The sequence below is a fragment of the Paenibacillus eucommiae genome, from assembly GCF_017874215.1.
In the GTDB taxonomy this organism is placed as follows: Bacteria; Bacillota; Bacilli; order Paenibacillales; family NBRC-103111; genus Paenibacillus_AI; species Paenibacillus_AI eucommiae.
The window spans coordinates 245,717-271,291 of record NZ_JAGGLB010000009.1 but is presented as its reverse complement, the minus strand read 5'-3'; the positions used below and the strand labels follow the sequence as shown (position 1 = coordinate 271,291).

Here is a 25,575-nt window from a genome sequence, read left to right as displayed (position 1 = left end):
GCCCGCCTTTAAAGATTTGTTCCAACCCCCACATCCATTCCATTCAAGGGAACAAATCTTTAACAGCGGCTGGAGCCCACAGCCATTCCCTCCCCGAACCACCAACGTTACTGTTTACGCTGATGATTTGGCAGCTGGATCACGAACGCTGTCTTTTCAAAAGGGACACTTGTCAAGGTAATGGATCCGTCATGGAGGGCAATGATTTCTTTGACAATGGAGAGTCCAATGCCGAGTCCTTCGCCTTTTCTGCTGCCATCAACACGGTAGAACCGTTCAAAAACATGCTCTTGATCCTGTAAGGGAATGCCGCGTCCTTTATCGATAACAGCCATGAATAGGGCATCATCCTTTTCCGTAAGTCCGATCTCAAGATAATGGCCTTCTGATCCGTAACGGATCGCGTTGTCCAACAGGTTTCGCAGCGCACGTTCGATTAATGAAGCATCAAACCAGGCTTGGATATCCTCATCAGGGATATTTACTTCAACCGTGAAGGTTTGCCCCTCAAGAAACATCAGGTAGTCTACCGCAATTTTGCGCATCATTTCAGATAAATTATGCACTTCAACATGAAGCTCTAAATTCCCCTCATCCTGCCGGGTAATATCTAACAATTGATCTAATAGCTTATCGATATAACGAGAGCGGTGCAGCAAAACTTTGGCACTCGCTTGCAGTTCCTTCTCATCCTTATACAATCCAGCGCGAATCGTTTCTGCGTAGCCCAAGATCATCGTTAGTGGGGTGCGAAGATCATGGGAAAGGTTAGACAGCAGCAGATTTCGCCTGTTGTCAAATTGCTTGATTTGTTCGCCCTGCTTTTGAATACGGCGAGCCATGGCGTTATAATGCGCAGTGAGCTGGCTAATTTCATCCTTTTTCGTGTCCTCTAGTACAGTAATTTCACTTTGGAGGTTAAGCTGCCCTATAGCATGGTTGAGCTTATTGATGCGTTTGTTCATGGAAGAGAAAAACCATAGAGATAGCAGATAGGGAATTAATAAAGCAACAACTAAGGGCAGCATAAGATTAAATATGACTTTATAACCACGCAGGAAAATATAAATTTGCCCGTTTTTCATATCGTTATTGGATAAGCTTATGAGCAAATAATAGGGTTGATCCTCTTGGCTAATGGAATAAATAAGCGTAACTAGCTCGTCGACCCCCCATAGGTTCTGGGGCATATAAAGCATTCGATTTGCAAGCTGCCCAAAGTCATAGGTTTTCTTCTCTCCGAAGGTATCATAAATCGTCGATCCATCTGCTGAAATCCATTCAAAACGAATATCAGGATGGTTGCTATGAACATTATCCAGTATTGGCGTTATGTCTTCGACATGAAAAGCTTGACGCGTTGCAATCGTATCAAGGACTTCTTTCGAGAGGGCGTCCAGGCTATTCAGACCGTAACCTCTAGTTCCTTTACCTATATAGAGACTAAGTGAAGTAAACAAAAGAAAACTGATGATTGCACTAATGAGCATAAGCAGCCAAAGCTTGGTTCGACTTTTCATTGTCCATCTCCTGAGAATCTGTATCCAATTCCACGTATGGTGTGAAAGTAATGAGGCGAGCCCTCCGTGGGTTCAAGAATGTTTCGCAGTCTGCTAATAAAAACACTTAAATTGTTATCATCAAAATTTTCATGATTCCAGACCTGCTTGTAAATTTCTCTTTTGGTTAAAACGCGGTCTGGATTTTGCATGAACATTTCTAAAAGCCGGCACTCAACCGGGGTTACAGAAATTAAAATTCCATCATTTCGCAAAAGATAATTATCAATATCCAGCACTAATTTATTTAAACGTAGAATCTTGGCAGGATACGAAGAATGAGGGCGATGTCTCCTTAGCTGTGCTTGCACACGAGCAACCAATTCCACTGGGCTAAAAGGCTTGGTGACATAATCATCTGCACCTAATCCGAGCGTCAAGATTTTGTCTTGCACTTCACGTCTCGCACTGAGCGCAATGACTAACGAGGCAGCATTGGCATCTCGCAAATATTGCAGCACCTCAAAGCCGTTGCCATCCTCCATCATGAGGTCCAGTATCAATAATTCTATGGGATATTCCTGTAAGTATTGAATGGCTTGTCGTCCTGAACTGGCTTCTATGACTTGAAGTTCTGCTTGTTCTAAATGCATCCGGATTAACTGACGAATTTCGGGTTCATCATCTACAATTAAAATTTGATTGATGGTGAATCATTCCTCCCTCTCTAGGACATGGGGCCAATCTTGATCACACTCAGATCATAACAATAATAAATAGAGAAATACATATTTAATGCTATTCATTAAGAATCTATTAAGAAAAGTAATCGACAAAAGCCTTAAGATTTCATTAAGAATGTGTGACTGTTTTATCTATTATAATGAATCATAAGTCTAGTGGATAACGTTGAACATTTTGAAAAACGTGCAATCATATCAGGGGGTATTGGGATTGGGGATGGACATAGGTCTCTTGCTGGAAGGCGGGGGGATGCGAGGCATTTACACGGCAGGAGTCCTAGATTACTGGATGAAACGCGAGCTGCACTTTCCATATATGATTGGGGTTTCTTCCGGTGCATGGCACGCTACGAACTATATATCTCGCCAGCCGGGGAGGGCTAAATCGATAACGATCGATTTAGCCAAAGATCATCGTGCCATCAGTTATCGGAACTGGATTTTGAAGGGCAGTGTTTTTGGATTCGAATTTCTCTTCGATAAAGTGCCAAATGAGCTGTATCCCTTCGATTATACGAAGTATTTTCAATCAGAGGAGCAATTAACTTTTGTGCTAACGGATCCTCATACTGGAAAAGCAGTCTATTACACGAAGGAAGACACACCCGATCAGGAAACCTTGAAACAGCAGCTTACGGCCGCTATCAGCTTGCCCTATGTCGCAAAACCGGCTCAATGGCTAGGCAAGACTTTGTTCGATGGCGGGGTGGCTGAGCCCCTTCCATTGCAAAAAGCGATCGATGATGGATATGGCAAACTGGTTGTATTGCTGGTCAAGGAGAAGGGATATCGCAAGAAGCGTTCAAGGTTGGATCTGCCTGCCAGGTGGGTCTATTCGAAGTACCCTTTGTTTGTTGAGTCTATTATGCAGCGCTATGTACGCTACAACAAGATCATAGATGAGATGGAGCGGCTGGAAGCAGAAGGCCGCTTGTTCATTTTGCGTCCTTCGGTAATGATTGGGCTTGATCGTATGGGCCGTAACCCGGTGGAACTGGAGCAGATGTATAAAATGGGCTATAGCGATGCCGAGCAATCCTATGATGCATTGGAGCGTTGGATGTCCAGGTAGTAAATGCCTGACAGAACAGTTGGGAAGAGAGTGCTTACTATGACAAAGCTGGAAGTTCATGCAGCCTATTTGGAGCAGCCGTTGTCCTCAGCTGTTTATAACGATTGCTTGATCAGTTTGCCGAAGCATAAGCTAGACCGAATACATAAATTTCGTAAAAAAGACGATGCACAAAGAACATTGCTGGCGGAACTGCTTATTCGAAGCTTGGCCGTTCAAAGATGGGGACTGGATCCCCGGAAAATTGACTTCTATATGGACCCTTTCGGCAAGCCGCATCTATGGGGCAAGCAGGCTCCCTGTTATAATTTGTCGCATTCCGGACAATGGATCGTCTGTGTGCTGCATACCTCTGCTGTTGGGATTGATGTTCAGCAAATCCTGCCGGTGGATCTGGGGATAGCTGCGAAGTACTTTTCGCCGGAGGAATATGAAGATTTAAAGGTAAAACCGGAGGATGAGCAACTGGATTATTTCTACATGTTATGGACGGGTAAAGAAAGCTTGATCAAGGCTGACGGCAGGGGAATGGCCATGGGGCTTAATCACTTTTCGATCCGACAGCAGGGTCAATTCATGAAATTGCGTTCGAAATCGGCTGCCTATGATTGGCGGTTAAGGCACTATGATATAGACGATCAATATAAGTTATGTGTGTGTGCGAAGACGGATGCATTCCCGGAGAAGCCTGTAGTGGTTTCGGGCGAGGCGGTTGCGGCTGCATACTTATCCAACTTATAGTAATGAATTTGGTTAATTACAATATTGGGAGGATCCAAGCATGTTAGTGCCGTCTAAGAACGACTTTGGAGCGATCGCTATAGTAGGCGTCGGAGCGCTTTTTCCAGGTTCAACGGATAGTTCCGGGTTTTGGAATGATATTATGGCAGGAAAAGATCTATTCAGTGATGTCCCTGCCTCGCATTGGTTAATTGAAGATTATTACGATTCGGATCCAACTGCCCCCGACAAGACGTATGCGAAGCGGGGGGCATTTCTCTCCAAGGTCGAATTTGATTCTATGGAGTATTCGATTCCGCCGAATAATATGCCCTCGACAGACAGCAGCCAGTTGTTGGCTTTAATGGTGGCCAAGCAAGTATTTGAGGATGCAGCTCAAGGACAGTTTAGCAAAATGGACAAGGAACGGATCAGCGTCATTCTCGGTGCGGCAGGCTCCACGGGGCTTACGGTTGAAATGGGCAGCCGAATTCAGCGGCCTGTCTGGGTAAAGTCGTTAAGAGAGAGCGGCTTGCCAGAGCAGCAAGTGCAGGAAATTTGCGATCGGATCGCCGCTCATTACCCTGCATGGAACGAAAGCACGTTTCCGGGCTTACTCGGCAATGTGATAGCGGGTAGAATAGCCAATCATTATAATATCGGTGGTACGAACTGTGTCGTCGATGCCGCATGTGCCAGCTCACTTTCAGCGGTGACTATGGGCATCATGGAACTGCAGGCGGGCCACTCTGACTTGGTGATTACAGGTGGCATAGACACACTCAACAATATTATGACGTACATGAGCTTCAGCAAAACTCCTGCCTTGTCACCGACAGGCGATTGTCGGCCTTTCTCCGATCAGGCAGATGGAACGATGCTAGGCGAAGGATTATGCATGCTGGCACTGCGGCGGCTTGAGGATGCGGAGAAAGATGGAGATCGTATCTACGCTGTATTGCAAGGTTATGGTTCCTCTTCTGACGGTAAGTCCAAAAGTGTCTATGCGCCGGTAGCTAAGGGGCAAGCCAAAGCGCTCCGCAGAGCTTATCATATGGCCGGATACGGTCCGCATACGGTTGAACTGGTAGAGGCTCACGGTACAGGCACAAAAGCAGGTGATGCCGCCGAATTCGACGGTCTCACATCTGTCTTCGATGACGGCAAGCGGGCGGACAGACAATGGTGTGCTCTAGGTTCGGTGAAATCACAGGTGGGTCATACGAAAGGTGCGGCAGGAGCTGCCGGGTTATTCAAAGCGGTGATGGCATTGCATCATAAAGTATATCCTCCGACGATTAAGGTGGATCGGCCTAATCCAAAGCTGAATATCGAGAGCAGTCCATTCTATCTGAATACGAAGACACGGCCTTGGATCCGCGGATTAGAGCATCCCCGGCGTGCATCTGTAAGTGCTTTCGGTTTTGGAGGGAGTAACTTCCATGTGACTTTAGAAGAATATACCGGAGCAGGAAACAAGGCATGGAAGGTTCGCAGCTCACCGGCAGAATTGATCGTGCTCTGCGCCGATACGCCGGAGCAGTTAATGGAAATATGTTTGCAAATGATTTCAGAATTAGTTCAAAGTGAACGAACACTTGCCGATTACGCCAGAATCAGTCAGGAAAGCTTGGCAGCAGCGAAGCAAGCCAGACTGTGTATTGTGGCCGCTGACCTACAGGAGTTAGGAGATCAGCTGCAATTCGTTGCGCCTATGTTCAAGGAACAAATTGATCTGGCCGCATTATCGCGCAAGGGTATTTATTATGCTTTTGGTGCTTCCCCAGGGAAGATCGGCATGGTATTTCCTGGTCAAGGAAGCCAATATGTCGGCATGGGGAAGGATTTAGCGATCCATTTCGACGAGGCGAGGGCGGTATGGGATCTTGCAGCTTCTGCACAGGCTTTTCCCGTTCAAAGAAAGCTGCATGACATCGTATTTCCGAAGCCGGTGTTTACGGATGAGGAACTGAGGGCTCAAGAGTTGGCATTAAGGGCGACGCAGTGGGCACAGCCGGCGATAGGCGCCATGAGCATGTCCGCATGGCGTGTGCTGCAGATGGCAGGTATTGAAGCGGATATGCTGGCCGGACACAGTTATGGGGAAATTACAGCTTTATGTGCCGCGCAGTCGATCAATGAGCAGACGATGCTGCGTATCGCCCGGACACGCGGGGAACTAATGGCTGAAGTGGCCGTGGCCGAAGGGGCCATGAGTGCGGTATTTCACGACAGAGAGCTTGCCGAATGGCTCACTGCCGAAGCCGCTCGCGGGGGAGTCTCCATTGCAAACCGTAACAGTCCGGTACAGACGGTCATCTCGGGGGAAATCACTGCGATTGCCGCGCTTGAGAACGTGTTGTCTGAGAAGGGTTTACGCTATCAGCGGCTCCCTGTTGCGACGGCGTTCCATTCTCCTCTAGTGGAGAACTCGGTAAAGCCGTTTCGGCAATATTTAGAGGCATGCACATTTCAACAAGGAAGCATTACGGTATTAGCGAATAAAGATGCGGGTGCATATCCAGCTGCAGCAGATGCGATGCGCGAGCAGCTGGCGCAGCAAATTGCCCAGCCGATATTGTTTAAAGAGCAAGTGGAGGCGATGTACGAGCAAGGTGTGCGCACCTTTATCGAGGCAGGACCGGCATCGGCCTTGACCGGACTAGTCGGTCAGTGCCTGGAAGGCCGGCCGCACTTAGCCGTTGCCATGGACAGGAAAGGCCGGCATGGGCTTACAAGCCTGTGGCATGCTCTGGCGCAGCTAATCGTATCCGGTGTGGCGATGGATTTGTCCGCTTTTTGGACCGCTTACGCGCCTGTGGCAGAGAAGAAAGAACCCGCTAAACGCGGATTTGTACTGCCTGTCAACGGAGTGAATTATGGCAAGATATACCCGCCTGAAGCAGGAGCGGCCGGTTTACCCAAGCCGAATCCGGAACCTGTGCCCCCGGTTAAAGCCGAGCCATTGCCATCACCATTGCCTTTGCTTTTACCTACCGAGTTGCCTGTCCCTAATAGCACTACATCGCAAACAACACATAAAGATGAAATAACATTCATACCTGCAGATTACATTCAAGACCAGGAGGAATTCATGAACAACAACAATCATACTGCTAACTTAGACTTATTAACGATAATTGCCGAGTTGCAAAAGCAGACCGTTGAAGCCCATATGGCTTACCAAAGCGTGATGGCCGACAGCCATATCGCATTTCTGAGGACGGCGGAAACGACGCTTGCCGGATTAGGCTCGCTAGTCAATGGGAACGCGCCCTTGCAACGTTCTCTTGCAAGCGATGTGTCCCCGCAGCGAAGTGTATTACAGCCAAGTTTGACGCCGATGCCGACATTAACTCCGATGCCAACACCGAGCATAATGCCAGCTGCGCCAGCTCCAGTTTCACAGGTAGCTCCACAGGCAGTTCCACAGGCAGCTCCACAAGTGACAGCAACATTGCAGTCGATTGGGCATGTTCCTGCGGTACAAGTTATGGCTGCAGCTCCGATACCAGCTTCAATACCAGTGGAAATGTCGACACACGCAAGGATGGCTGCACCGCCGGTTAGTGCACCACTGACCATTGCACCGCAGGTCGTTACAGCATTCGCGATACAGCATAAGATGGATACCAATGAGATTATGCTAGAGGTCGTGGCGGAGAAAACCGGCTACCCGGCAGAGATGCTAAATATGGATACAGAGCTCGAATCAGGCCTCGGAATCGATTCGATCAAGCGGGTGGAGATCTTGTCCGCCCTGCAAGAACGAATCCCACAAATGCCAGAAGTACAGCCTGGTGAGATGGCGGCATTGAATACATTAGGTGAAATTTCCCGTTACATAGGCAAGCTCATGAATGGACATGGGGAACGGCCGGCCGCCGCAGTAGAAGCAATAGGGGCAGCGCAATTGGGATCAGCAGAAATGGTGGCGGTCGGGGTCGAGACAGCTTCAACGGTTACAGCGGAACCCGTACATACATTGGAGCAGCTGAAGCAAGTTATGTTGGAAATCGTGGCGGAGAAAACCGGCTACCCGGTGGAAATGCTTGATTTCACCACAGAGCTTGAATCAGGCTTCGGGATAGATTCGATCAAGCGGGTGGAGATTCTGTCAGCCACACAAGACAGAGTGCCGGATCTGCCTGAGGTGCAGCCAGGGGAATTGGCTGTCCTGCATACACTTGGAGAAATTGTAGATTATTTAAACGGATTATTGGGAAACGGGCAAAAAAAAAAGAACTAATTTCGCCTAATGCCATTATTCAAAGCGGCATTGTGAGATATGTGGTGAAAGCACAGTTGGCGCCCCCTAGGGGAATGGCGATGCCGGGACTTTGTGATGGAAAGTCAAGGGTCGAAATTGTGGGTGGCGATGCCGAAATAGCAAAGTGCCTGGCGCTGAGACTAGCAGATCATGGGGCACAGGTAAAGCTTGTGACTGAAGCAACGCCGGAAGCCGACGCCGTTATTTATCTCGGAGGTCTCGGGCACTTGGTTGATGATGAGCAAGCGATGAGTGTGAACCGGGAAGCCTTTCAGGCAGCAAAGACCGTAGCTGCGAAGTTTGAACGAAGTGGAGGGGTGTTTGTCACCGTGCAGCAGACTGGAGGGGACTTTGGTCTGTCAGGTGCAGGGGCTGAGCACAATGTTTGGACATCGGGGCTGCCTGGATTGGTGAAGACTGCAGGCAAGGAATGGCCGAAGGCGACCGTTAAGGCCATCGATCTGGATTGCGGCGACAATAGTGCTAATGACATCGCCGAATGTATTGTAACTGAACTGCTTCAAGGCGGACCCGAACAGGAAGTAGGGTTATCCCGGGCCGGCCAGCGCATAACCCTCGTGTTAGAGGCGGCCGCAGCTCCTGAAGGAGAACTGGCGATTGGGAAATCCGACTGTTTACTCGTGTCTGGAGGCGGAAGAGGAGTAACCGCTGCCGCTATTCTTGCTCTTGCACGCGAATGCCAGCCACGGTTGATCATCTTGGGTAGAACGCCAATTGAGTCGGAGCCGGATGTATGTATCGGAATCCAAAATGATGCGTTAATGAAACGGAAGCTTCTGGAGCAGGCCAAGTCGGAAGGGCGGAGCCTCACAGCGGCCGAGCTGGGGAAACAAGTTCAGCACATCGTCGCGAACCGGGAACTTCAAGCTAACTTGGAAGCATCGCGGCAAGCGGGCTCTGAAGTGGTCTATGTTGCGGTTGATGTACAGCAAAAGGATGCGCTTGAGGTGGCGTTACAGCCGATTCGGGAAAAATGGGGCGCAATTACCGGCATCGTACATGGCGCAGGGGTACTGGCAGATAAGGTCATCGCAGACAAGTCTATGGAGCAATTTAATACGGTGTTCAGCACCAAAGTAAATGGCATGAAGGCTTTGCTTGAGGTCACGCAGGAGGATCCGCTGAAACTCATTTGTTTATTTTCCTCAGTTGCGGCAAGAAGCGGCAATGTGGGGCAGTCTGATTATGCTATGGCAAATGAAATATTGAATAAGGCAGCGCATCGGGCTGCCCGTCTGAGAGGCGAATCCTGTCTGGTCAAATCGATCAATTGGGGGCCTTGGGACGGTGGAATGGTTCACCCTGGACTGAAAAAGCACTTCGAACAGATGGGGGTTTCGTTAATTCCATTGAAAGAAGGAACCGATGCCTTCGTAAAAGAACTTCATAGTCCGATCGGGTCGGACAGGGAAGTTGTAATCGGCGGGGGATTAGCCGAGCACAGCACGCTAATAGAAGGTGCTTATACGAGAAACTGGCAGATGGATATTCATCTGCATTTGGATTCAGCCCCTTACTTGGCCGACCACCGGATTTACGACAAGTACGTCATACCTGCCGTGCTTGTTATGGAATGGTTCGCTCAGGCGGCAAGCGGTATTCGCCCTGAACTGCGAATTGGGCGATTCAGTGAGTTATCGGTGAAGAAGGGCATTATGCTGGATGAACTGGGGAGAGAAGTGTATCGGATTCATGCTCTGGAGAGCAGTGAAAGCTTAGCTTCGGCCCTTATTCAGTTTGAACTGATGGATGAATCAGGCAGGGTCTGCTATACCGGTGAGATCGCTATGACAGCACAAACAACCGTACTTGCCGACCACGAAAATCGGGGCATGTCCGGCTTTAGCCCGGATGCACTTGCCTTGCAGGATTGGGATGGGGACATTCAACAATGTTACGGCGACCTGTTATTCCATGGACCGCAATTTCAAGTCTTGTTAGAGATATTGGGCATTAGCGATCAAGGAATAGGGGCTAAGCTTCAGCGACCTCAGGAAACACGCAGGGCAGGCGGCCCTTGGATCACGGATCCTATCATGATAGATGGTGGGATGCAGCTATTTTTAATATGGGGACATAGGATTCTCGGGAAAAGAACGCTGCCGACAAAAATAGGGACCTATGTACCTGGTTGTGTTGGGAAGGAACCCGTATATGTCTACATTCGTGGGGAGCGGAATGGAGCTTATAAGATAACGGGCAGCATGTTGTTCTTGTCAGAAGATTGGGAGACGATCGCAGAATTCCACGGCGTGGAGTTTCACAGCAGGTTACATTGAACTTAGAATGGAGAGGAAGAGCAGGTCATGATGTTGGAGCCGATAGCGATTATTGGACAGGGCTGTGTATTGCCTGGTGCATTAACTCCAGAGGAGCTATGGACCGGAATTATAGACCGGTGTGATTTTCTTTCTGAGCCGGATAAGGAGGCCTGGAGGATTTCTCGCCCATTGGCGGAAGTAGATGCTGATGGTTCCTTATGGTCATTAAGAGGCGGATATGTGAAAGGCTTTGAAGCCGTATTCGATCCCGAAGGGTATGCGGTTGGCAAGGACGAATTGCTTAAACTCGACCGGATCGTACATTGGATGCTCTATGCTGCCAAGGAAGCGTTACGGTCAGCCGGTTATGGCAGCTTAGAAGCGCTGGAAGGGTGCGGCGCTGTTGTCGGAAATTTATCTCTCCCTACAGTGTCATTTGCGAAATACGGGGAATGGGCATGGTTAAACCAGCAAAGTGGCGATGTCGTTTCAGCGGCGGATATTGCCCGTGTTGTGGGAGTACCTCCAGATGCCATGAATCGCTTTATGTCTGGATACCCAGCCCATATTATGGCCAAGGCATTGAAGCTGGGTGCGGGAGCTTACTCTATCGATGCTGCCTGTGCTTCATCTTTGTATGCAATCAAGCTGGCCTGTGACCGTCTTCAAGACGGCAGCTCGGATCTGATGCTGGCAGGAGCAGTAAGCGGACCAGACCCGTTATTTTACCACACTGGATTTAGAACGCTCAAGGCGCTTAGTCAGACGGGGAAAAGCCTCCCTTTCCAAGCGGAAGCCAGTGGGCTCGTGCCGGCTGAAGGATGCGGTTTTGTTGTATTGAAAAGATTGTCTGATGCAGAGCGGGCCGGGGATAACATATTAGGCGTCATAAAAGGGATCGGCTTATCTAATGACGGCAGGAACAGCGGCCTGCTCTCCCCATCCGTCGCGGGTCAAGTTATGGCTATGCGGCAAGCTTTTGAGCGATCAGGGCTGTCACCGCAGGACATCTCTTTAATTGAATGCCATGCAACAGGCACTCAGCTTGGAGATACAACAGAAATACATAGTATGCAAGAGGTATATACCGGAATGCAAGACCTTCCTATCGGCTCTTTGAAGAGCAATATGGGACACCTGACTACAGCAGCCGGGATCGCCGGGTTATTTAAAGTGCTGGGAGCGATGCAGCATCAAGTACGTCCACCAACTTTGGTCGCAGGACCACTGATCAAAGCATTGGCAGGATCTCCATTCCGTCTGTTGACGAAGGAGGAACCGTGGTCATGCGAAGGACCACGCCTGGCAGCGATCAGCGGTTTTGGCTTCGGAGGGAACAATGCGCATTTGATTGTTGAGCAATATACGGCAACAGCAAATACGAAAGCCGCGCAGCGGCGCAAACAGCGACCGAAACGTCTTGACGTTAAGGCAGTTCGAGGTGAACTGGCCATTGTCGGGATTGGAGCAGTTGTTGCCAACGGTAATGATACCCGTGATTTCAGCGCATCCCTATTCGGCTTGGATCGTACGAAGATACGTCGGGGACAAGAAAGTGTCATTGGGAAAACAGAGCAAGTTTCCTTGTCCATTGGCGACACGTCAACTCCACCAAGCGATTTGGTAAAGACACTGCCTCAACAACTGCAAATTTTGAAGGCTGCTAAGGAGGCTGTTGCGGAAGCTGGCCCCATCCCTTCAGAGCGCACTGGCATCTTTGTGGGTATGCAATGTGACGGTGTGCTGTCCCGCCATGGAGGACGTTTGCGGATAGAGGATTGGTATAAGGTTTGGTCCGAAGCTGCAAGCGATCCATTAGTAAATGCCGACTGGCTGCGCACGGCTCGGGAGCAATGGTTCCCGTCTTTGGATCCCGCTACAGTCGTCGGGTTATTACCTAATATTCCGGCCAATCGTTTGAATAAACAGTTTAAAGTTAGCGGCCCTGGCTACACGGTTTCCAGCGAAGAACTCTCGGGAATTACCGCGCTTGCTATTGCATCACGCGCGCTCAGATCCAATGAATTGGATGCTGCCATCGTAGGTGCTGTTGATATGAGCTGTGAGCTGATTCACGAGACAGCAACATCAGCGTTAGGCGAATTAGCTCCGCAAGGAGATGCAGCGGTTGTCATGGTTCTGAAACGTCTGGAAGACGCCGAGAAGGATGGTAATACGATCTATGCTATCCTTCCTGGAGAAGCCGAAGCTTCGAAGGAGCCGCTGCTGCAGCTCGGTTCGAATGCGGGCAGTATCCGGCTGGACAAGCGCTTCGGCAAAGCCCACGCTGCGGACGGACTGCTTCACGTGGCGGCGGGAGCCTTAGCTATTCACCATAAGATGCTCCCCGCATTAAAAGATCATCGGCCAAGACCATGGGTGACTGAGGCAGTCAAAACTGCCCGGATTTCTGTAAAGGCCTTGGGAGATGTTTCTGCAGCAGTAGATTTAGTGGAATACAGGGATGAGCAAAAATCCAAGCCGGCGATTATCGCAGAAGTACCCCGCTACAGGGTTTTCTCCGGTACTAGCCGGGCTGAAGTGCTTGAGGCCTTATTGGAAGGAAAAGAAGGAAGCGGGGGGCCGTCTCGTCTCGCCATTGTATATACCGGCAAGGATGATTGGAAGGAGCGGAAGTCGGCGGCTATCGAATGGATGCAGTCAACGAATATCCCTAACCCGACCGTGTACAATGGCAAGGATATTTACTACCGGGATCAGCCGATCGCAGGAGAGCTTGCATTTGTATTTGCAGGTGCCGCAACGGCCTATCAGGGAATGGGCGGTGAACTGCAAGCGATCTTACCCGAATTGTCCGCAGCAGTGCTTACGCGCTTCAAGGAGGCAGAACAAGCAGCAGCATGGCTCTATGGTGAACAGACGGCCGATGCCACTGGGCCGCTTCAATTGTTGGGAGCGTCCTCCTTTATTTGCCAGCTGCATGCAGAATTCTCAAGACATTGGCTCGGTTTGAAGCCTCAATCTGTCCTCGGACTATCATCAGGTGAAACGAATGCTTTAGCCGCGATGGGTGCGTGGCCTAATTTGAATGGCCTATTCGAAGAACTTCATGACAAGGGAATATACGACCATAAGCTGGCAGGCACATTTGAGGTCCTTAAACAGGCATGGAAAGTAGACAGTCCGCAATGGAGCAATTGGCGGATTATGATGCCAGTGAATGTGGTGCGGGATGCCATACTGTCTGAGGATAAAGTTTATCTCACCGTCATTCATACGCTTGACGATTGCGTCATCGGTGGAGATCCCGATGCATGTCAACGGGTCATGCGCAAATTAGGTACGGCTAAGGTGTATCCATTAGGCTATGACATGGTCATCCATTGCCCGGAAATGAACATCATATCCGCTGAATGGCGGGAAATCCACCGTAGGCCTACCGGGGAATTGCCTGGCATACGCTTTTATACGAGCTCGACGCATTCTTATTATTATCCAGATACGGACAAGGCCGCGGAAGCACTTCTCGGCATGGCTGGCGGCATGATCGATTTTCCGAAGCTGATTCAGAACGCCTGGAATGACGGTGCCCGTATATTTGTGGAGCACGGCCCCCGGGATCTATGTTCACAATGGATCAGACGTATACTCGGCGATCAGGAGCATGTATGCATTGCCTTGGATCAGCCAGGAGAAAGTTCGTTGAAGCAGGCAGTCACCGCAGCAGCCCAATTGGCTGTCGCTGGTGCCGTGCTGGATGACAGCAAGCTGCTTAGTCGGCTTGATGAGCGGAGTGCCGGAACAAAGATGAAGCAGTCCGGCACAGCGGCTAATCTGCATCGATGCATCGTTCCCGCACATATGGCAGCAGTCCGGCTGCCGCCTATTCACCACATGCGAGCGGGAACTAAGATTGAAACACTGCTCCCTGCTCCCGTGCAGCCTGAACCGAGTGTCGTTCCAATGACAACATTGCATCCAAGAGATGCAATAGCAAAGGAGAATCCATTGAACAATTCGAATGCGGACTTGATCCGAAGCGCCATCAGTTCACATTATACGGATATCGCACGTGTACATAAACAATATCTGCATAACCAATATGAATTTCAAAAATATGTTATGAACATGTTGGAGCAAACCAAGCTTACCATGATGGAACATGCAGCTTCTGCTCAACCATCCCTGGTGGCGGATATCCGGGAGCCTTCGGCTCCAATCGCAACTTTGGCCGCTGAGATTCCGCCGCTGACCACTGCTGTTCAGACAACAAGGCACAACCCGATAGCTGCAGCTGCGGAGACTGCTACAAAAGTCACGGATATTACGATTGGCATGAATACCACGACTGCCACGAATGTAACGAATGCAACAAATGCAACGAATGACACGAACGTATCGATTTTAGCGAATGCCACGAATGGAGCAATCGATTCATCAGACGCATCCGGTATAGCGAGTGCAAGTGTGCTACTGCGTACCCCGAGCGGGCCGTCATTTACACGGGCGCAGCTGGAGGAGCTCGCCTCAGGGCAAATATCCGCTGTATTCGGGCTGCTGTTTGCAGGTCAAGATCCATTCAACCGTCAAGTTCGCATGCCGGAACCACCGCTATTGCTGGCGGATCGAATTACGGGAATCGAAGGCGAACCCTACTCGATGGGTCTGGGGACGTTGTGGAGCGAGACGGATGTGCACCGGGATTTATGGTATATGCATAAGGGACGAATGCCAATTGGGATTATGATTGAGTCCGGTCAGGCAGATTTGCTGCTTATTTCGTGGCTGGGCATTGACCAATTCAACCGCGGGGAAAAAGTGTACAGATTGCTCGGATGTGAACTTACGCTTCACGGACGGCTCCCCCAGCATGGAGATACGTTAACTTACCAGATCCAAGTTGATTCTCATGCCAAGTCCGGGGATATTCGACTATTCTTCTTTCACTATGATTGTTTCATAGGAACAGAGCATCGGATAACGATGCGCAAGGGACATGCCGGTTTTTTCTCGGATGAGGAGTTAGCGCATTCAGGCGGCGTTATATGGGATGCCGCATCGGTAGAGCCTTCCCTGGGAGGGCCGCTCGATCCGCCGGCGGTGGACAGGATGAGATCCAGCTTTTCCACCGAACAGGTTAAGGCATTCTCGGAAGGCAGGGTCGTTGAATGCTTCGGGGCTGGCTACGAGTGGACGGAGACGCATACGAGCACCCCCACAATTCAAAGCGGGCAGATGCTCTTATTGGATGAAGTAATAGCCTTAGACCCGGCCGGTGGACCGTGGGGGCGCGGTTATTTACGGGCGGAAACAGCGATTGCGGGGGATGAATGGTTTTTCCCATGTCACTTTCATGAAGACCCCGTCATGCCGGGAACGTTGATGTTCGAAGGTAGCGTTCAAGCGATGTCCTTCTACTTGACAGCTATGGGATATACGTTAAAAAAGGACGGTTGGCAATTCGAGCCCGTACAGGATGTCCCTTATAAAATGGAGTGCCGCGGGCAAGTTACACCTGCTTCACGCAAGCTCATTTACGAGGTGTTTGTGGAAGAAATCACAGCAGGACCTGTTCCGATGATGTTTGCAGATGTGCTGGTTACCGTCGACGGGCTGAAGGCTTTTCACTGCAGACGCTTGGGTGTTCAGCTTACCCCTGATTACCCGCTGAGCGCGATGCCGGAACTATTAGCGGCGGCCAGCCAAGCTGGAGTAGCTGTTCGTACCAAGGATGGCTTCGAGTTTAATCATGCTTCACTGCTTTCATGTGCATTAGGAAAGCCGTCCGATGGTTTCGGGAAATTCTATGAATCGTATGATGGTGGCAAGCACAGTCTTCGTTTGCCTGGTCCGCCTTATCACTTCATGACGCGAGTTGTATCTATTGAGGGGGAGATTGGTGTTCCTGCTGTCGGCTCTACTGTAGAGGCAGAATACGATATTCCTCAGGACGCATGGTATTTCGCAGAAAACGGAAACAAAACAATGCCTTACAGTGTGCTGATGGAGGTTGCGCTTCAGCCCTGCGGCTGGTTGGTTTCTTATTTAGGCATTCCTGAATCGAGAGAAAAGGACATGTATTTCCGCAATCTGGATGGATGCGGGACGATGCACAGAGAGATCGGGCCTGACTCGGGGACGCTGCGTACGAAGGTTATAATGACGAAGGTATCCCGCATGGGATATACCTATATAGAAGGATTTAAAGTGGAGTGCTTCCTTGCGAATTCGGATCAAGCCGTATATACATTGGACACGGTTTTCGGTCATTTTACACAAGAGGATTTGGGCAAACAAGTCGGGATTGCCCGCACGGTGGATGAGCTTGAACAGCTTGTTCAGCCATCAGACTTCATCGTTATGCTGAAGGAGGAGCCATCTCGATATTATGGAGGCGGGCTCCGGCTACCCCGAGGCAAACTGCTTCTCTTAGACCAAGTGAGTGGATATTGGCCGCAAGGGGGGAAGAAGGGGCTTGGAAGGTTACGTGCGGAGAAGCAAGTGCTGCCAGGGGAGTGGTTTTTCAAAGCACACTTTTGTACAGATCCCGTGCAGCCCGGATCTTTGGGTGTTGAATCCATGCTGCAGCTTGTGCAATTCTATATGCTGCATAGCGAAATGGGTGAGGGTCTGCAGCATCCGCGGTTTGAGCCTATCATGCTTGGTGATCAGGTAACCTGGAAATACCGGGGTCAAGTGACACCTTTAAATAAAGTCGTTACGACGGAAGTGGAAATATTGGAAGTCGGAGCAGGTGAGGATGGACCGTACGTCATCGCGGAAGCTTGGCTCATTGTAGACGGATTGACGATATATCACGCGCCCCTTATAGGGATGCGCATCGTCTCTGATGGAAAGAATCACAAGCTGCAGGAGCGTTCTGCAGTTCAAGTGAAGGAAATGGTGCTAGAGCCAACGGCACAGCATGCATGGCTTCAAGATCACTGTCCAACCTATACGGATCCTGCGCTGCCGGCTACTTTTATGATTGAGTATATGGCTTCAGCGGTTTTAGAGCGTAGTCCTGGCTTGGTCATTAGTGCGATTATGAACGTCCGGTTTATGCGCTGGATCGTCTGCCGTACTGCCCAAGAGCTAAAGATAGAAATTCGGGAGTCAGAGGGAATATCGAATTCTTATGATGTCGTATTGCAATTTTGGAGGGAAGCAAGTCTATCCGGGCTGGCCAGGTTCGAAGAAGCGGCAAGCGGGCGCTTTTTGCTAAGAGAACAATATGATGATCATGTGCCGGATAGATTGGATGAGCTGCAGGAACCGGCTGAGAGAACGGATCCGTACGCGGCAGGTGACCTGTTTCACGGTCCATCATTTCATATAGTCAAGAAGCTGATCCACGGCATTAACGGAGGAACAGGCATATTATCCGCAGATAGCCCGATTATTCCTACAGGCCGTTTGCATCCGCTGCTGCTAGACGGGATGACCCATGTCATTCCGCATGATGCGTTATCACAATGGTCAGCTGATATTTCAGACGCGGATGTGGGATATCCTTACCGGATAAAAGAGGCAAGATTCTATAGTGCCTCACCTCAGACTGGGGAAGTAAGGTGCGAAGTTCGCTTTGCGGGGTTCGAAGGATCGCTCCGGTTTCCCGCTTTTCACATTCAACTGTTTTCCGGCTCCCAGCTTTGGGTTGACCTCACGCTCGTAGAAGTGCTGCTGCCCAAAGGGCGGCTTGGTGCAGGAAATCCATTGGACCGGAAAGCATTTCTGCAGGATAAAACCTTTGTATCAGGATTTGGATTATCGCGAATGGACGGTACAGCAACATCCGTAAGCGATGCAGAGATGAAACAATCGGATTGGTTTCCGGGTACGGTGGCGTCTGTATACGGATTGGAAAATGGAGCACAATCCACTGCAGCAGATGTTGCTATTAAGGATCATGTCGCCCAATTAGCGAAAGTTCATCCTTCGTTGATCACGATAGGTTCAGATGCCCTAAGTGCTTATTCCCAAACCCGACCTTATGAGCGATACACGGTGCAGGTTAATCGGGCCGATGAAGAAGTTCGGGTCATAACAGGCGGGGAAGTCGCCATGGATCTTACGAGGGCAAAGCAGTTTTGGAGAAGTCGGACGCAGGTCGGTTCCTGGTTTATGGAAGACCTTTATGAGGGACTAATTCGAAAGTTCGTGCGTCATTTTGTAATAGAAGCACCGGAGAAGCTGAAAGATCTGAAAGGTAGACCCGTTTTGCTCCTGGCAAATCATCAGACCGCTGTAGAATCATTACTTTTTGCCTACTTGGCGGCAGCCTGTTTGAATACACCTATTCGGGCCATAGCCAAAAAAGAGCATCGAAATTCCTGGATTGGAAGTTTATTAGCTCATGCTGCGGCTTACCCGAACATCCGGTTTGATAGTCCGATGGTATTTTTTGACCGCGATGATCAACAATCCATGCTCACTATCGCTGAAGAATTGCTATCCTCAATGAAGGGTGATCCGGTGTCGCTGCTCGTCCATATTGAAGGAACGCGTTCACTTCAGTCCGGTGTGCCTGTAAGCACCATGAGTTCTCTGTGGATTGACTTGGCGATGAAAGGAAATCTGCCGATCATTCCTGTCCGCTTATCTGGGGGGCTCTCATCAGAGCCTGCTGCACAGCGGCTGGAATTCCCGCTGGGCATGGGGAGTCAAGATTATGTTCTCGGCACGCCAGTGCTCCCTGAGCAGCTTCAGCATCTGTCTTTGGTCGATCGCAAAAACTATATTCTGGCAGCGATAAATGTGACTGGAGTGCCAGCTGAGCAGGAAGTTCCACATGCGGGCAATGTATCGTTTCAAGATGCTGCCAGGGAGTGGAGCCAGAAGAAGCAAATTTCTAACGAGCATGCCGTACTAATGCAAGCACTAAGCGAGCTTCCGGGCAGATCGGAAGAAACGGAGCTTATATTAGCAGGGATTGAGCAAGTGCAAGCGGGGAGGCATGGTGTACATGGGGACTGGCTCACTTCCATGGCGAACAGCTTGTACGAGCATTCTGATCCAGAGCGTGCAATTGAACAGGGGGAAGCCAAACGATGATGAAATCACCATATATAGGCCAGTGGGTTCCAGGGCAGCTTCATCCGGCTTTCCATTCACAAGATTTACTTGGGATGCTTTCACAGGTTCGTGAGCCTGTCTGTATCATGAGGCGAGGCGAGGATGGAGCTCTAGGGCTTGGCGTCGGAGGTAGCCTGGATGCATCGTCCGCTTCGGCTGGCGTAAGCGGATATCCAGCGGTAGCTGTACTTCCGGCAATGTATCCCGAGTGGTTGGGTGATCGCTCCTTTTTAAACGTTCATCGCGTTCGGTTTGCATACATCGCCGGGGAGATGGCGAATGGAATCGCGACAACTCAAATGGTCATTGCTATGGCCAGAAACGGAATGCTAGGTTTCTTCGGGGCGGGTGGGCTTTCCCCTGCACGCATAGAACAAGCAATAATCGAAATCCAAGCTGCCCTAGATCCGGAAGGGCTGTCTTGGGGGATCAATCTGATCCACAGTCCGAACGAACCGCTGATGGAAGAGAAGACCGTGGATCTATTTCTCCGGCGGGGCGTTGTCAGAGTGTCGGCTTCCGCTTTTATGGGTTTAACGCCTGCTGTCGTGCGATACGCCTGCAGCGGGCTGCACCTGGATGCCGCCGGAACCATTCTCCGCAAACATCATTTGTTTGCCAAAGTTTCCCGCCCGGAAGTAGCGAAGCATTTCATGTCACCACCGCCTGCCCGCATGCTGGAGGCGCTGCTGGCCAAAGGGCTGCTCAGCGAGGAAGAAGTCAGGCTAGCTGCCCATCTGCCACTTGCGGAGGACATTACGGTCGAGTCCGATTCCGGCGGGCATACCGATAATCGTCCATTGGCGGCCTTGTTTCCGACGATCTTGGGGCTTCGTAATGAATTGATGCGCAACTTTGCATACACGAAGCCAATCCGAGTCGGTGCTTCCGGAGGTATCGGAACACCTACTGCAGCAGCAGCTGCCTTTGCCCTTGGAGCTGCGTACATTATGACGGGTTCTGTCAATCAATCGGCGATCGAATCCGGATTGTCAGCGGAAGGAAAGAAGATGCTGGCGGCAGCGGATTTGGCCGATGTCATCATGGCTCCCGCAGGGGATATGTTCGAGCAAGGAGTAAAGGTACAGGTTCTTAAGCGGGGAACGTTATTTAGTTCCAGAGGCTTCAAATTGCTGGAATTGTACCGAGCTTACCGCTCGCTTGAAGACATACCGCGTGAAGAAATCCTGAAGTTGGAAAAGGATGTGTTCCAAGAGAAGCTGGAGCATATTTGGCAGGATACACAGCAGTTTTTCCAAAATCGTGACCCCGGACAAATTGCCAAGGCTATGGTGGATCCCAAGCATAAGATGGCACTTATTTTTCGCTGGTATCTTGGCAAGGCCAGCCGCTGGGCGACCGAGGGGACAGAGCATCGCAGACTCGATTATCAGATTTGGTGCGGTCCGGCTATGGGGGCATTCAACGCCTGGGTCAAAGGGACCTTCTTGGAGCAGCCCGACAGTCGAACGGTTGTGCAAATTGCACTCAATTTACTTGAAGGTGCGGCCGTTATTACAAGAGCGCAGCAAGTAAGAAGTCACGGACTCAATGTCCCACAGGAAGCATTTGCATTCATTCCACGACCGCTTGGTTAAGATATAAGAATGAATGTGAGTATTCTAAGAACGTCAGGGCATCCCATATAGGGGTACCCTGATTTTTTGTCTTCAACAAACCGTGCTGAAAACTGCACTAGGGGCTATGCTGAAAACTGCTTTTCAGGTTCCTTATAATTTAATTTTCGGTACCGCCTTTTCCGACTCATTTATATAGAAAAACGATTCTTCCCGAAATCCAAACTTGCCCGCAATCAGATTGGCCGGAAAGCTCATGATTGCTGTATTGAATGCCTCTACCGTGTCGTTGTAAAATTGTCTCGCATAGCGAATTTTATCTTCGGTTTCGGTCAACTGCTGCTTGAGGTAAAGATAGTTTTCGCTTGCGTGTAAGTCGGGATAATTTTCGGCCACGACCATCAACCGGCTGAGCAATCCTGACACTTTATCGCTAGCCTCCGCCTTTTGGTGTACGGACTCCGCAGATGCGTATTTCGTTCTCAGTTCGGTAAGCTGGGAAAGCGTATTTCGCTCATGTGCAGCGTACCCGGATACGGTTTCAACTAGATTTGGAATGAGATCGAATCGATTTTTCAACACAACCTCCACTTGCGACCAATTGTTGCGTACCCGATTGCGAAGCAAAACAAGTCGATTATACTTGAATACAAGCCACAACAACGGAATAGCTACTACAATAAGAATAATGTACAATTCCATTCGTATTACCTCCCTAAATATGTGTATGTCCTTGCTGACTAGAAGGCACCCCGGCCACCCCCGCCGCCGCCACCACCCCCGCCAGAAGAGAATGAGCCTCCCGAATCCGAACTCGAATCTGAGGGATTGGCGCATTTGTATGCCTGTGAGATTGTATGTTCAAACTTATCATCCCAAGAGTTGTAGCTATGAGCAAAGGAACTATCGAAAAAGATAGATTCATTGCTCCTCGTAACAGGCATTTTCAAATGACCAATCTCTTTCATCCGCTTCGCTTCATTCAGCGGGATGGCGTATACGAAGTAGTGCTGCCACAGGTGCACTTCCAACGGCTCACGAGTTGACATTCGGCTGTAATCGCGCAAAAAGCGTTTGAATGCCTTCCACTTCACATATTCGGTCTGTCCTAATGGGGTTCTCCGTCTCTTTCCCGGTTTGAAGAAGAGCAGGAAGGGAGCGCAGAACATCAACCATGTCCAGTCTGTGTGTGCTACAAACCAGAAACCGAAAAATTGAACGATGAAAATAAGTATGACCGCGCGGGGAACCCACTTCTGATGCTGGATATAGCCTAGCCGAACGGCAGCTTCGGCGACTTCCTCCTTAAACTCCGACCAATTCTTCAAAAATTCAGCGGCATTTGATTGAACTTCAATATGTTTTTGAATTTGGGCCATCGACACACTCTCATTGTTACCCAGTTGATGGAAGAACCAGTCGAGTAGCTTCTTCTCATGTGGCTGTAAATCAGACGTAGAGCTTTTTATCAGTTGAAACGAGTAATGGCTCTCCTTAGGCTTACTTCCGTTCTTAATTTCTTTCATTGATACATATTGTTTTCTTGCGAGGTCCACCATGGTAGCCATGAGGTCCCTGGGCTTCGTTCGTTCGCGCATCAGATAACTTACGACAGCAGGTGTTACGTCGTTAGGAATCTCGCGATAATATTTACCTTTCCACTTGGATCGGGATCTATTTCCAAATTTGTATTGCAGAATGATCCCTGCAACAACATTTGCGATAAGCAAAGCCAGGGCACCGTAAACACTCGCCATACCCATATAGTAGGACCAGTTTTCTTCCTCTTCGATAATCTGATCGTACATCATCGCGTCGCTCACCTTGGTACTGCCGGGTACAGATCCGTTGGGGAAAAGAATCCGAACTTCTAGCATTTCATTAGCTGGCAGCGGACTAATCTGATACCGTACAATACCGTTGTTGTTGATATTGTGCGTACCATGCAAGGGACCATGTCCGAAGGCGACAATCGATTCCTGACGTATATCATTGGGTAATTCAATATCAATGCCAACTTTTTCTAGATTGCTCTGGTTAGTAGAGTCAAAGAACTTCCAATACAATTCTGCGGTATCTGCATAGACTTGCACAACATTCTTAAGAGAGTACATGATTTGGAATACCTTGGTTTCGTCCGCGGATGGAGTATAAATTTTGTATTGTAGTGTCTCTCCATCTCCTATTTTTTCGAAGTGTAGTGGAATTTGTTGCTCTCCACTCATCTCGAAAGCTTGAAAATGTTCGATTCCGTCCGATCCGGTAGTTTGGAGATCCACAAGTATCCCTTGAAATGAGCCATTAAAATGATATGTATCCCGCTCTGTAACGTGCATGCTGCCATCGCTGTCGATGCGGGCATGAATGTCAACCTCACGAATTTCAAAGGAACGATCCTCCGCATATGCGATCGGGGAAGACAACAGTAAGAAGAGTGAGACTATAAGTGCTATACATTTAGGCATTAAGGACATATAGGATAGTTCCTTTCTGAAACGAGTATAGATGTTCTCGTTGTCATATGGGTCTCCTTGCAAATCGCGCCAATATGTCGAAAGAACTATAGGTACATAAACCTATATCGGCAGAAAGCTACTTACTTTTTAGATAATACTGTCTTTTCCTAGCATAAAAAAGCTCGATGTGAGAATAATTATCAGTTAAAATAGTCTATATTGGGAATTCACAAAAGTGCGTGAGAGAAAGGATGGATGAAATGCAATCTGCTCTGGAAGGTTTGGCCGATATGTCACTCGAAAGCCTATGGCTGAAGCTGAGAGGCGTGGAATGTGTTGATAAATATCATTGGCGTTTAAAGCCGGAGGACAGACAAGTGCCCTATAATCTGCTTATCGTGGCAGGAGGTCACTCTGGTCATGTGATTATCGATGGCTGCTATTATTCGTTAAAGCATAGTGCACTAATACTTTGTACCCCCCATCAGCTTGTGGAGATTGTTTCACATCAAACAGATGAGCCTGAAGTCTATATGATTCGTTTTGAGGTGGCTTGGCATTCTTCTTCTGTGCAGCCGGAAGCGGAGGAAGGGGGGAAACACCTAAATAGAGGGATATTCCCACTGCAGAGTATGTTAAGGCTTTCTCCGGCGTCACCAGCTATCGAAAAGTGTAAAATGCTTTTTAGGCTGTGGGGCAAAGGAAATGCGGCAGATCGCTTTTATTGCGAGGCAGGACTGCATGAACTGTTGGGCATTGCGTTTCAGACGGCTATCCATGAATCATTAGGCATATTGGAGCGGGCCAAACAGGAGCTTGAGCAGCATTATAAGGAAGAAATTACAATACAGCATCTGGCTCAATTAACTGGCATGAGCCGGTATCATTTTATGCGTTTATTTAAAGAGAAGTATGGGAAAAGTGTTGGTGATTACATAACAGATTTGCGAATCCAGGAAGCTAAGCGGTTAATGCTGGAAGAGCCGAATCTGCCGCTGCAGGATATTGCCTATCAGGCAGGCTATCAAAACCCGACTTATTTCAGCCGAATGTTCAAGAAGCAGGTGGGAATTGCACCTGTTGTCTATTTGCGGAATCAGGTGCTTAAGGTTGCGGCATACAGTTGGGCAAATATCGGTCAGCTGCTCCCCTTGCAAATCATTCCCTTCGCTGCGCCGATCGATCAGTATTGGGACGATTACTACCGGAAAAAATATCATATGGATATAACGATTCCTTTGAGTCATGACTATAGGTTTAATGAAGAAACGCTGCGTGCTTCCAGCCCCGATTTAATCATCGCATTGGATTATATGATTCCTGAAGAGGAAGCCGAAAAGCTGAAAGAAATTGCGCCTTTGTTGTTAATCCCTTACAATACTTTAAATTGGCGCCAGCACTTAAGACTTGTTGCGGAATTTGTGAACAAATTGAAGGAAGCGGAGATTTGGTTGGATAACTACGATGCCAAAGCACAAAAGCTCAGACCTCATATGAAAATGAAATTCGGAGAAGATCCCGTTCTCATGCTTAAGATATCTCGCGGCAAGCTATTCAGGGTCGGGAGCCGGGCCGCTACAGTATTGTATGATGACCTGGAATTGAAGCTTCCAGAGGATTCTGATCAAGCGGATGAGTGGAGGCAAGAGCTTATGTGGGAAATAGATGATTTGAAGAGAGTGGGCCATATTCTGCTAAGTGTGGGTGAAGAGGCTGAATCACAGAATACCTGGCAGGCTTTGAAGCAATCAGAGCGCTGGTTACGTGTTCCCGCTGTAAGTAATGGAAAGTTTTCGCTGCTGCCTGACTTCCCTTGGTTCGAATTCCCTTGGGGAGAATATTCTGCCTTCAGTCATGAGCGGATGCTGGATCAATTAGCAGATGCACAGTTGTGCGGCTATGCGCACTAAAATAAGCACA

The 25,575-nt window shown here is 49.3% G+C and carries 11 protein-coding genes and 2 pseudogenes; 7 read left to right on the top strand and 6 right to left on the bottom strand.

Annotated features, from left to right (window positions below; genetic code table 11):
• Positions 1-107: 107 nt before the first annotated feature.
• The 4 genes and pseudogenes from J2Z66_RS15725 to J2Z66_RS44290 all read right to left on the bottom strand — a co-directional run.
• On the bottom strand, positions 108-1,520 hold the full coding sequence (locus J2Z66_RS15725) for a sensor histidine kinase (protein ID WP_209972381.1): 1,413 nt from the start codon (positions 1,518-1,520) through the stop codon (positions 108-110).
• Complete coding sequence (locus J2Z66_RS44300) at positions 1,517-1,798, bottom strand: winged helix-turn-helix domain-containing protein (RefSeq protein WP_446686402.1); 282 nt, start codon at positions 1,796-1,798, stop codon at positions 1,517-1,519. Before J2Z66_RS44300 ends, J2Z66_RS15725 begins: the two co-directional genes overlap by 4 nt.
• A 44-nt stretch (positions 1,799-1,842) precedes the next feature.
• Positions 1,843-1,948: pseudogene (locus J2Z66_RS44295) on the bottom strand (DNA-binding response regulator); the annotation flags it as partial.
• A pseudogene (locus J2Z66_RS44290) lies at positions 1,925-2,152 on the bottom strand (response regulator); the annotation flags it as partial. The pseudogenes J2Z66_RS44295 and J2Z66_RS44290, both read right to left, overlap by 24 nt.
• A 307-nt stretch (positions 2,153-2,459) precedes the next feature.
• On the opposite strand from J2Z66_RS44290, the gene J2Z66_RS15715 reads away from it, so the two are divergent.
• The 6 genes from J2Z66_RS15715 to J2Z66_RS15690 all read left to right on the top strand — a co-directional run bounded on the left by J2Z66_RS15715 (position 2,460) and on the right by J2Z66_RS15690 (position 21,220).
• The gene (locus J2Z66_RS15715; RefSeq protein ID WP_245375590.1) at positions 2,460-3,314 is read left to right on the top strand and encodes a patatin-like phospholipase family protein; all 855 of its coding nucleotides are present in this window, start codon (positions 2,460-2,462) and stop codon (positions 3,312-3,314) included.
• A 39-nt stretch (positions 3,315-3,353) separates the two neighbouring features.
• Positions 3,354-4,055 carry a 4'-phosphopantetheinyl transferase family protein gene (locus J2Z66_RS15710; RefSeq protein WP_209972378.1) on the top strand — a complete coding sequence of 234 codons (702 nt, stop codon included), beginning with the start codon at positions 3,354-3,356 and terminating at the stop codon, positions 4,053-4,055.
• Positions 4,056-4,095: 40 nt separating this feature from the next.
• Positions 4,096-8,283: a type I polyketide synthase gene (locus J2Z66_RS15705; protein WP_209972377.1), complete on the top strand. Its 4,188-nt coding sequence runs from the start codon at positions 4,096-4,098 to the stop codon at positions 8,281-8,283.
• Between the two features lie 80 nt (positions 8,284-8,363).
• A complete protein-coding gene (locus J2Z66_RS15700) occupies positions 8,364-10,604 on the top strand; it encodes an SDR family oxidoreductase (RefSeq protein WP_209972376.1) in 2,241 nt (746 codons plus the stop codon).
• A gap of 27 nt (positions 10,605-10,631) precedes the next feature.
• Positions 10,632-19,601, top strand: coding sequence for a beta-ketoacyl synthase N-terminal-like domain-containing protein (locus J2Z66_RS15695; RefSeq protein ID WP_209972375.1), 8,970 nt, complete (start codon positions 10,632-10,634; stop codon positions 19,599-19,601).
• On the top strand, positions 19,598-21,220 hold the full coding sequence (locus J2Z66_RS15690; RefSeq protein WP_245375578.1) for a PfaD family polyunsaturated fatty acid/polyketide biosynthesis protein: 1,623 nt from the start codon (positions 19,598-19,600) through the stop codon (positions 21,218-21,220). Before J2Z66_RS15695 ends, J2Z66_RS15690 begins: the two co-directional genes overlap by 4 nt.
• A 132-nt stretch (positions 21,221-21,352) precedes the next feature.
• Here J2Z66_RS15690 and J2Z66_RS15685 read toward each other — a convergent pair whose 3' ends face one another.
• Positions 21,353-21,901 (bottom strand): LemA family protein, encoded by a 549-nt coding sequence (locus J2Z66_RS15685; RefSeq protein ID WP_209972374.1) that lies wholly within the window; start codon positions 21,899-21,901, stop codon positions 21,353-21,355.
• 38 nt (positions 21,902-21,939) lie between these two features.
• Entirely contained in the window at positions 21,940-23,673 is a 1,734-nt protein-coding gene (locus J2Z66_RS15680; RefSeq protein ID WP_209972373.1) for a DUF2207 domain-containing protein, read from the bottom strand.
• 233 nt (positions 23,674-23,906) lie between these two features.
• Here J2Z66_RS15680 and J2Z66_RS15675 point away from each other — a divergent pair, with 233 nt between their 5' ends.
• Positions 23,907-25,565, top strand: coding sequence for a helix-turn-helix domain-containing protein (locus tag J2Z66_RS15675; RefSeq protein ID WP_209972372.1), 1,659 nt, complete (start codon positions 23,907-23,909; stop codon positions 25,563-25,565).
• Positions 25,566-25,575: the final 10 nt, after the last annotated feature.

Bases quoted from the DNA above. Each gene is read 5' to 3' on its own strand.
- J2Z66_RS15725 (WP_209972381.1), bottom strand. From the start codon at position 1,520: ATGAAAAGTCGAACCAAGCTTTGGCTGCTTATGCTCATTAGTGCAATC.
- J2Z66_RS15715 (WP_245375590.1), top strand. From the start codon at position 2,460: ATGGACATAGGTCTCTTGCTGGAAGGCGGGGGGATGCGAGGCATTTAC.
- J2Z66_RS15710 (WP_209972378.1), top strand. From the start codon at position 3,354: ATGACAAAGCTGGAAGTTCATGCAGCCTATTTGGAGCAGCCGTTGTCC.
- J2Z66_RS15705 (WP_209972377.1), top strand. From the start codon at position 4,096: ATGTTAGTGCCGTCTAAGAACGACTTTGGAGCGATCGCTATAGTAGGC.
- J2Z66_RS15700 (WP_209972376.1), top strand. From the start codon at position 8,364: ATGCCGGGACTTTGTGATGGAAAGTCAAGGGTCGAAATTGTGGGTGGC.
- J2Z66_RS15695 (WP_209972375.1), top strand. From the start codon at position 10,632: ATGATGTTGGAGCCGATAGCGATTATTGGACAGGGCTGTGTATTGCCT.
- J2Z66_RS15690 (WP_245375578.1), top strand. From the start codon at position 19,598: ATGATGAAATCACCATATATAGGCCAGTGGGTTCCAGGGCAGCTTCAT.
- J2Z66_RS15685 (WP_209972374.1), bottom strand. From the start codon at position 21,901: ATGGAATTGTACATTATTCTTATTGTAGTAGCTATTCCGTTGTTGTGG.
- J2Z66_RS15680 (WP_209972373.1), bottom strand. From the start codon at position 23,673: ATGTCCTTAATGCCTAAATGTATAGCACTTATAGTCTCACTCTTCTTA.
- J2Z66_RS15675 (WP_209972372.1), top strand. From the start codon at position 23,907: ATGGATGAAATGCAATCTGCTCTGGAAGGTTTGGCCGATATGTCACTC.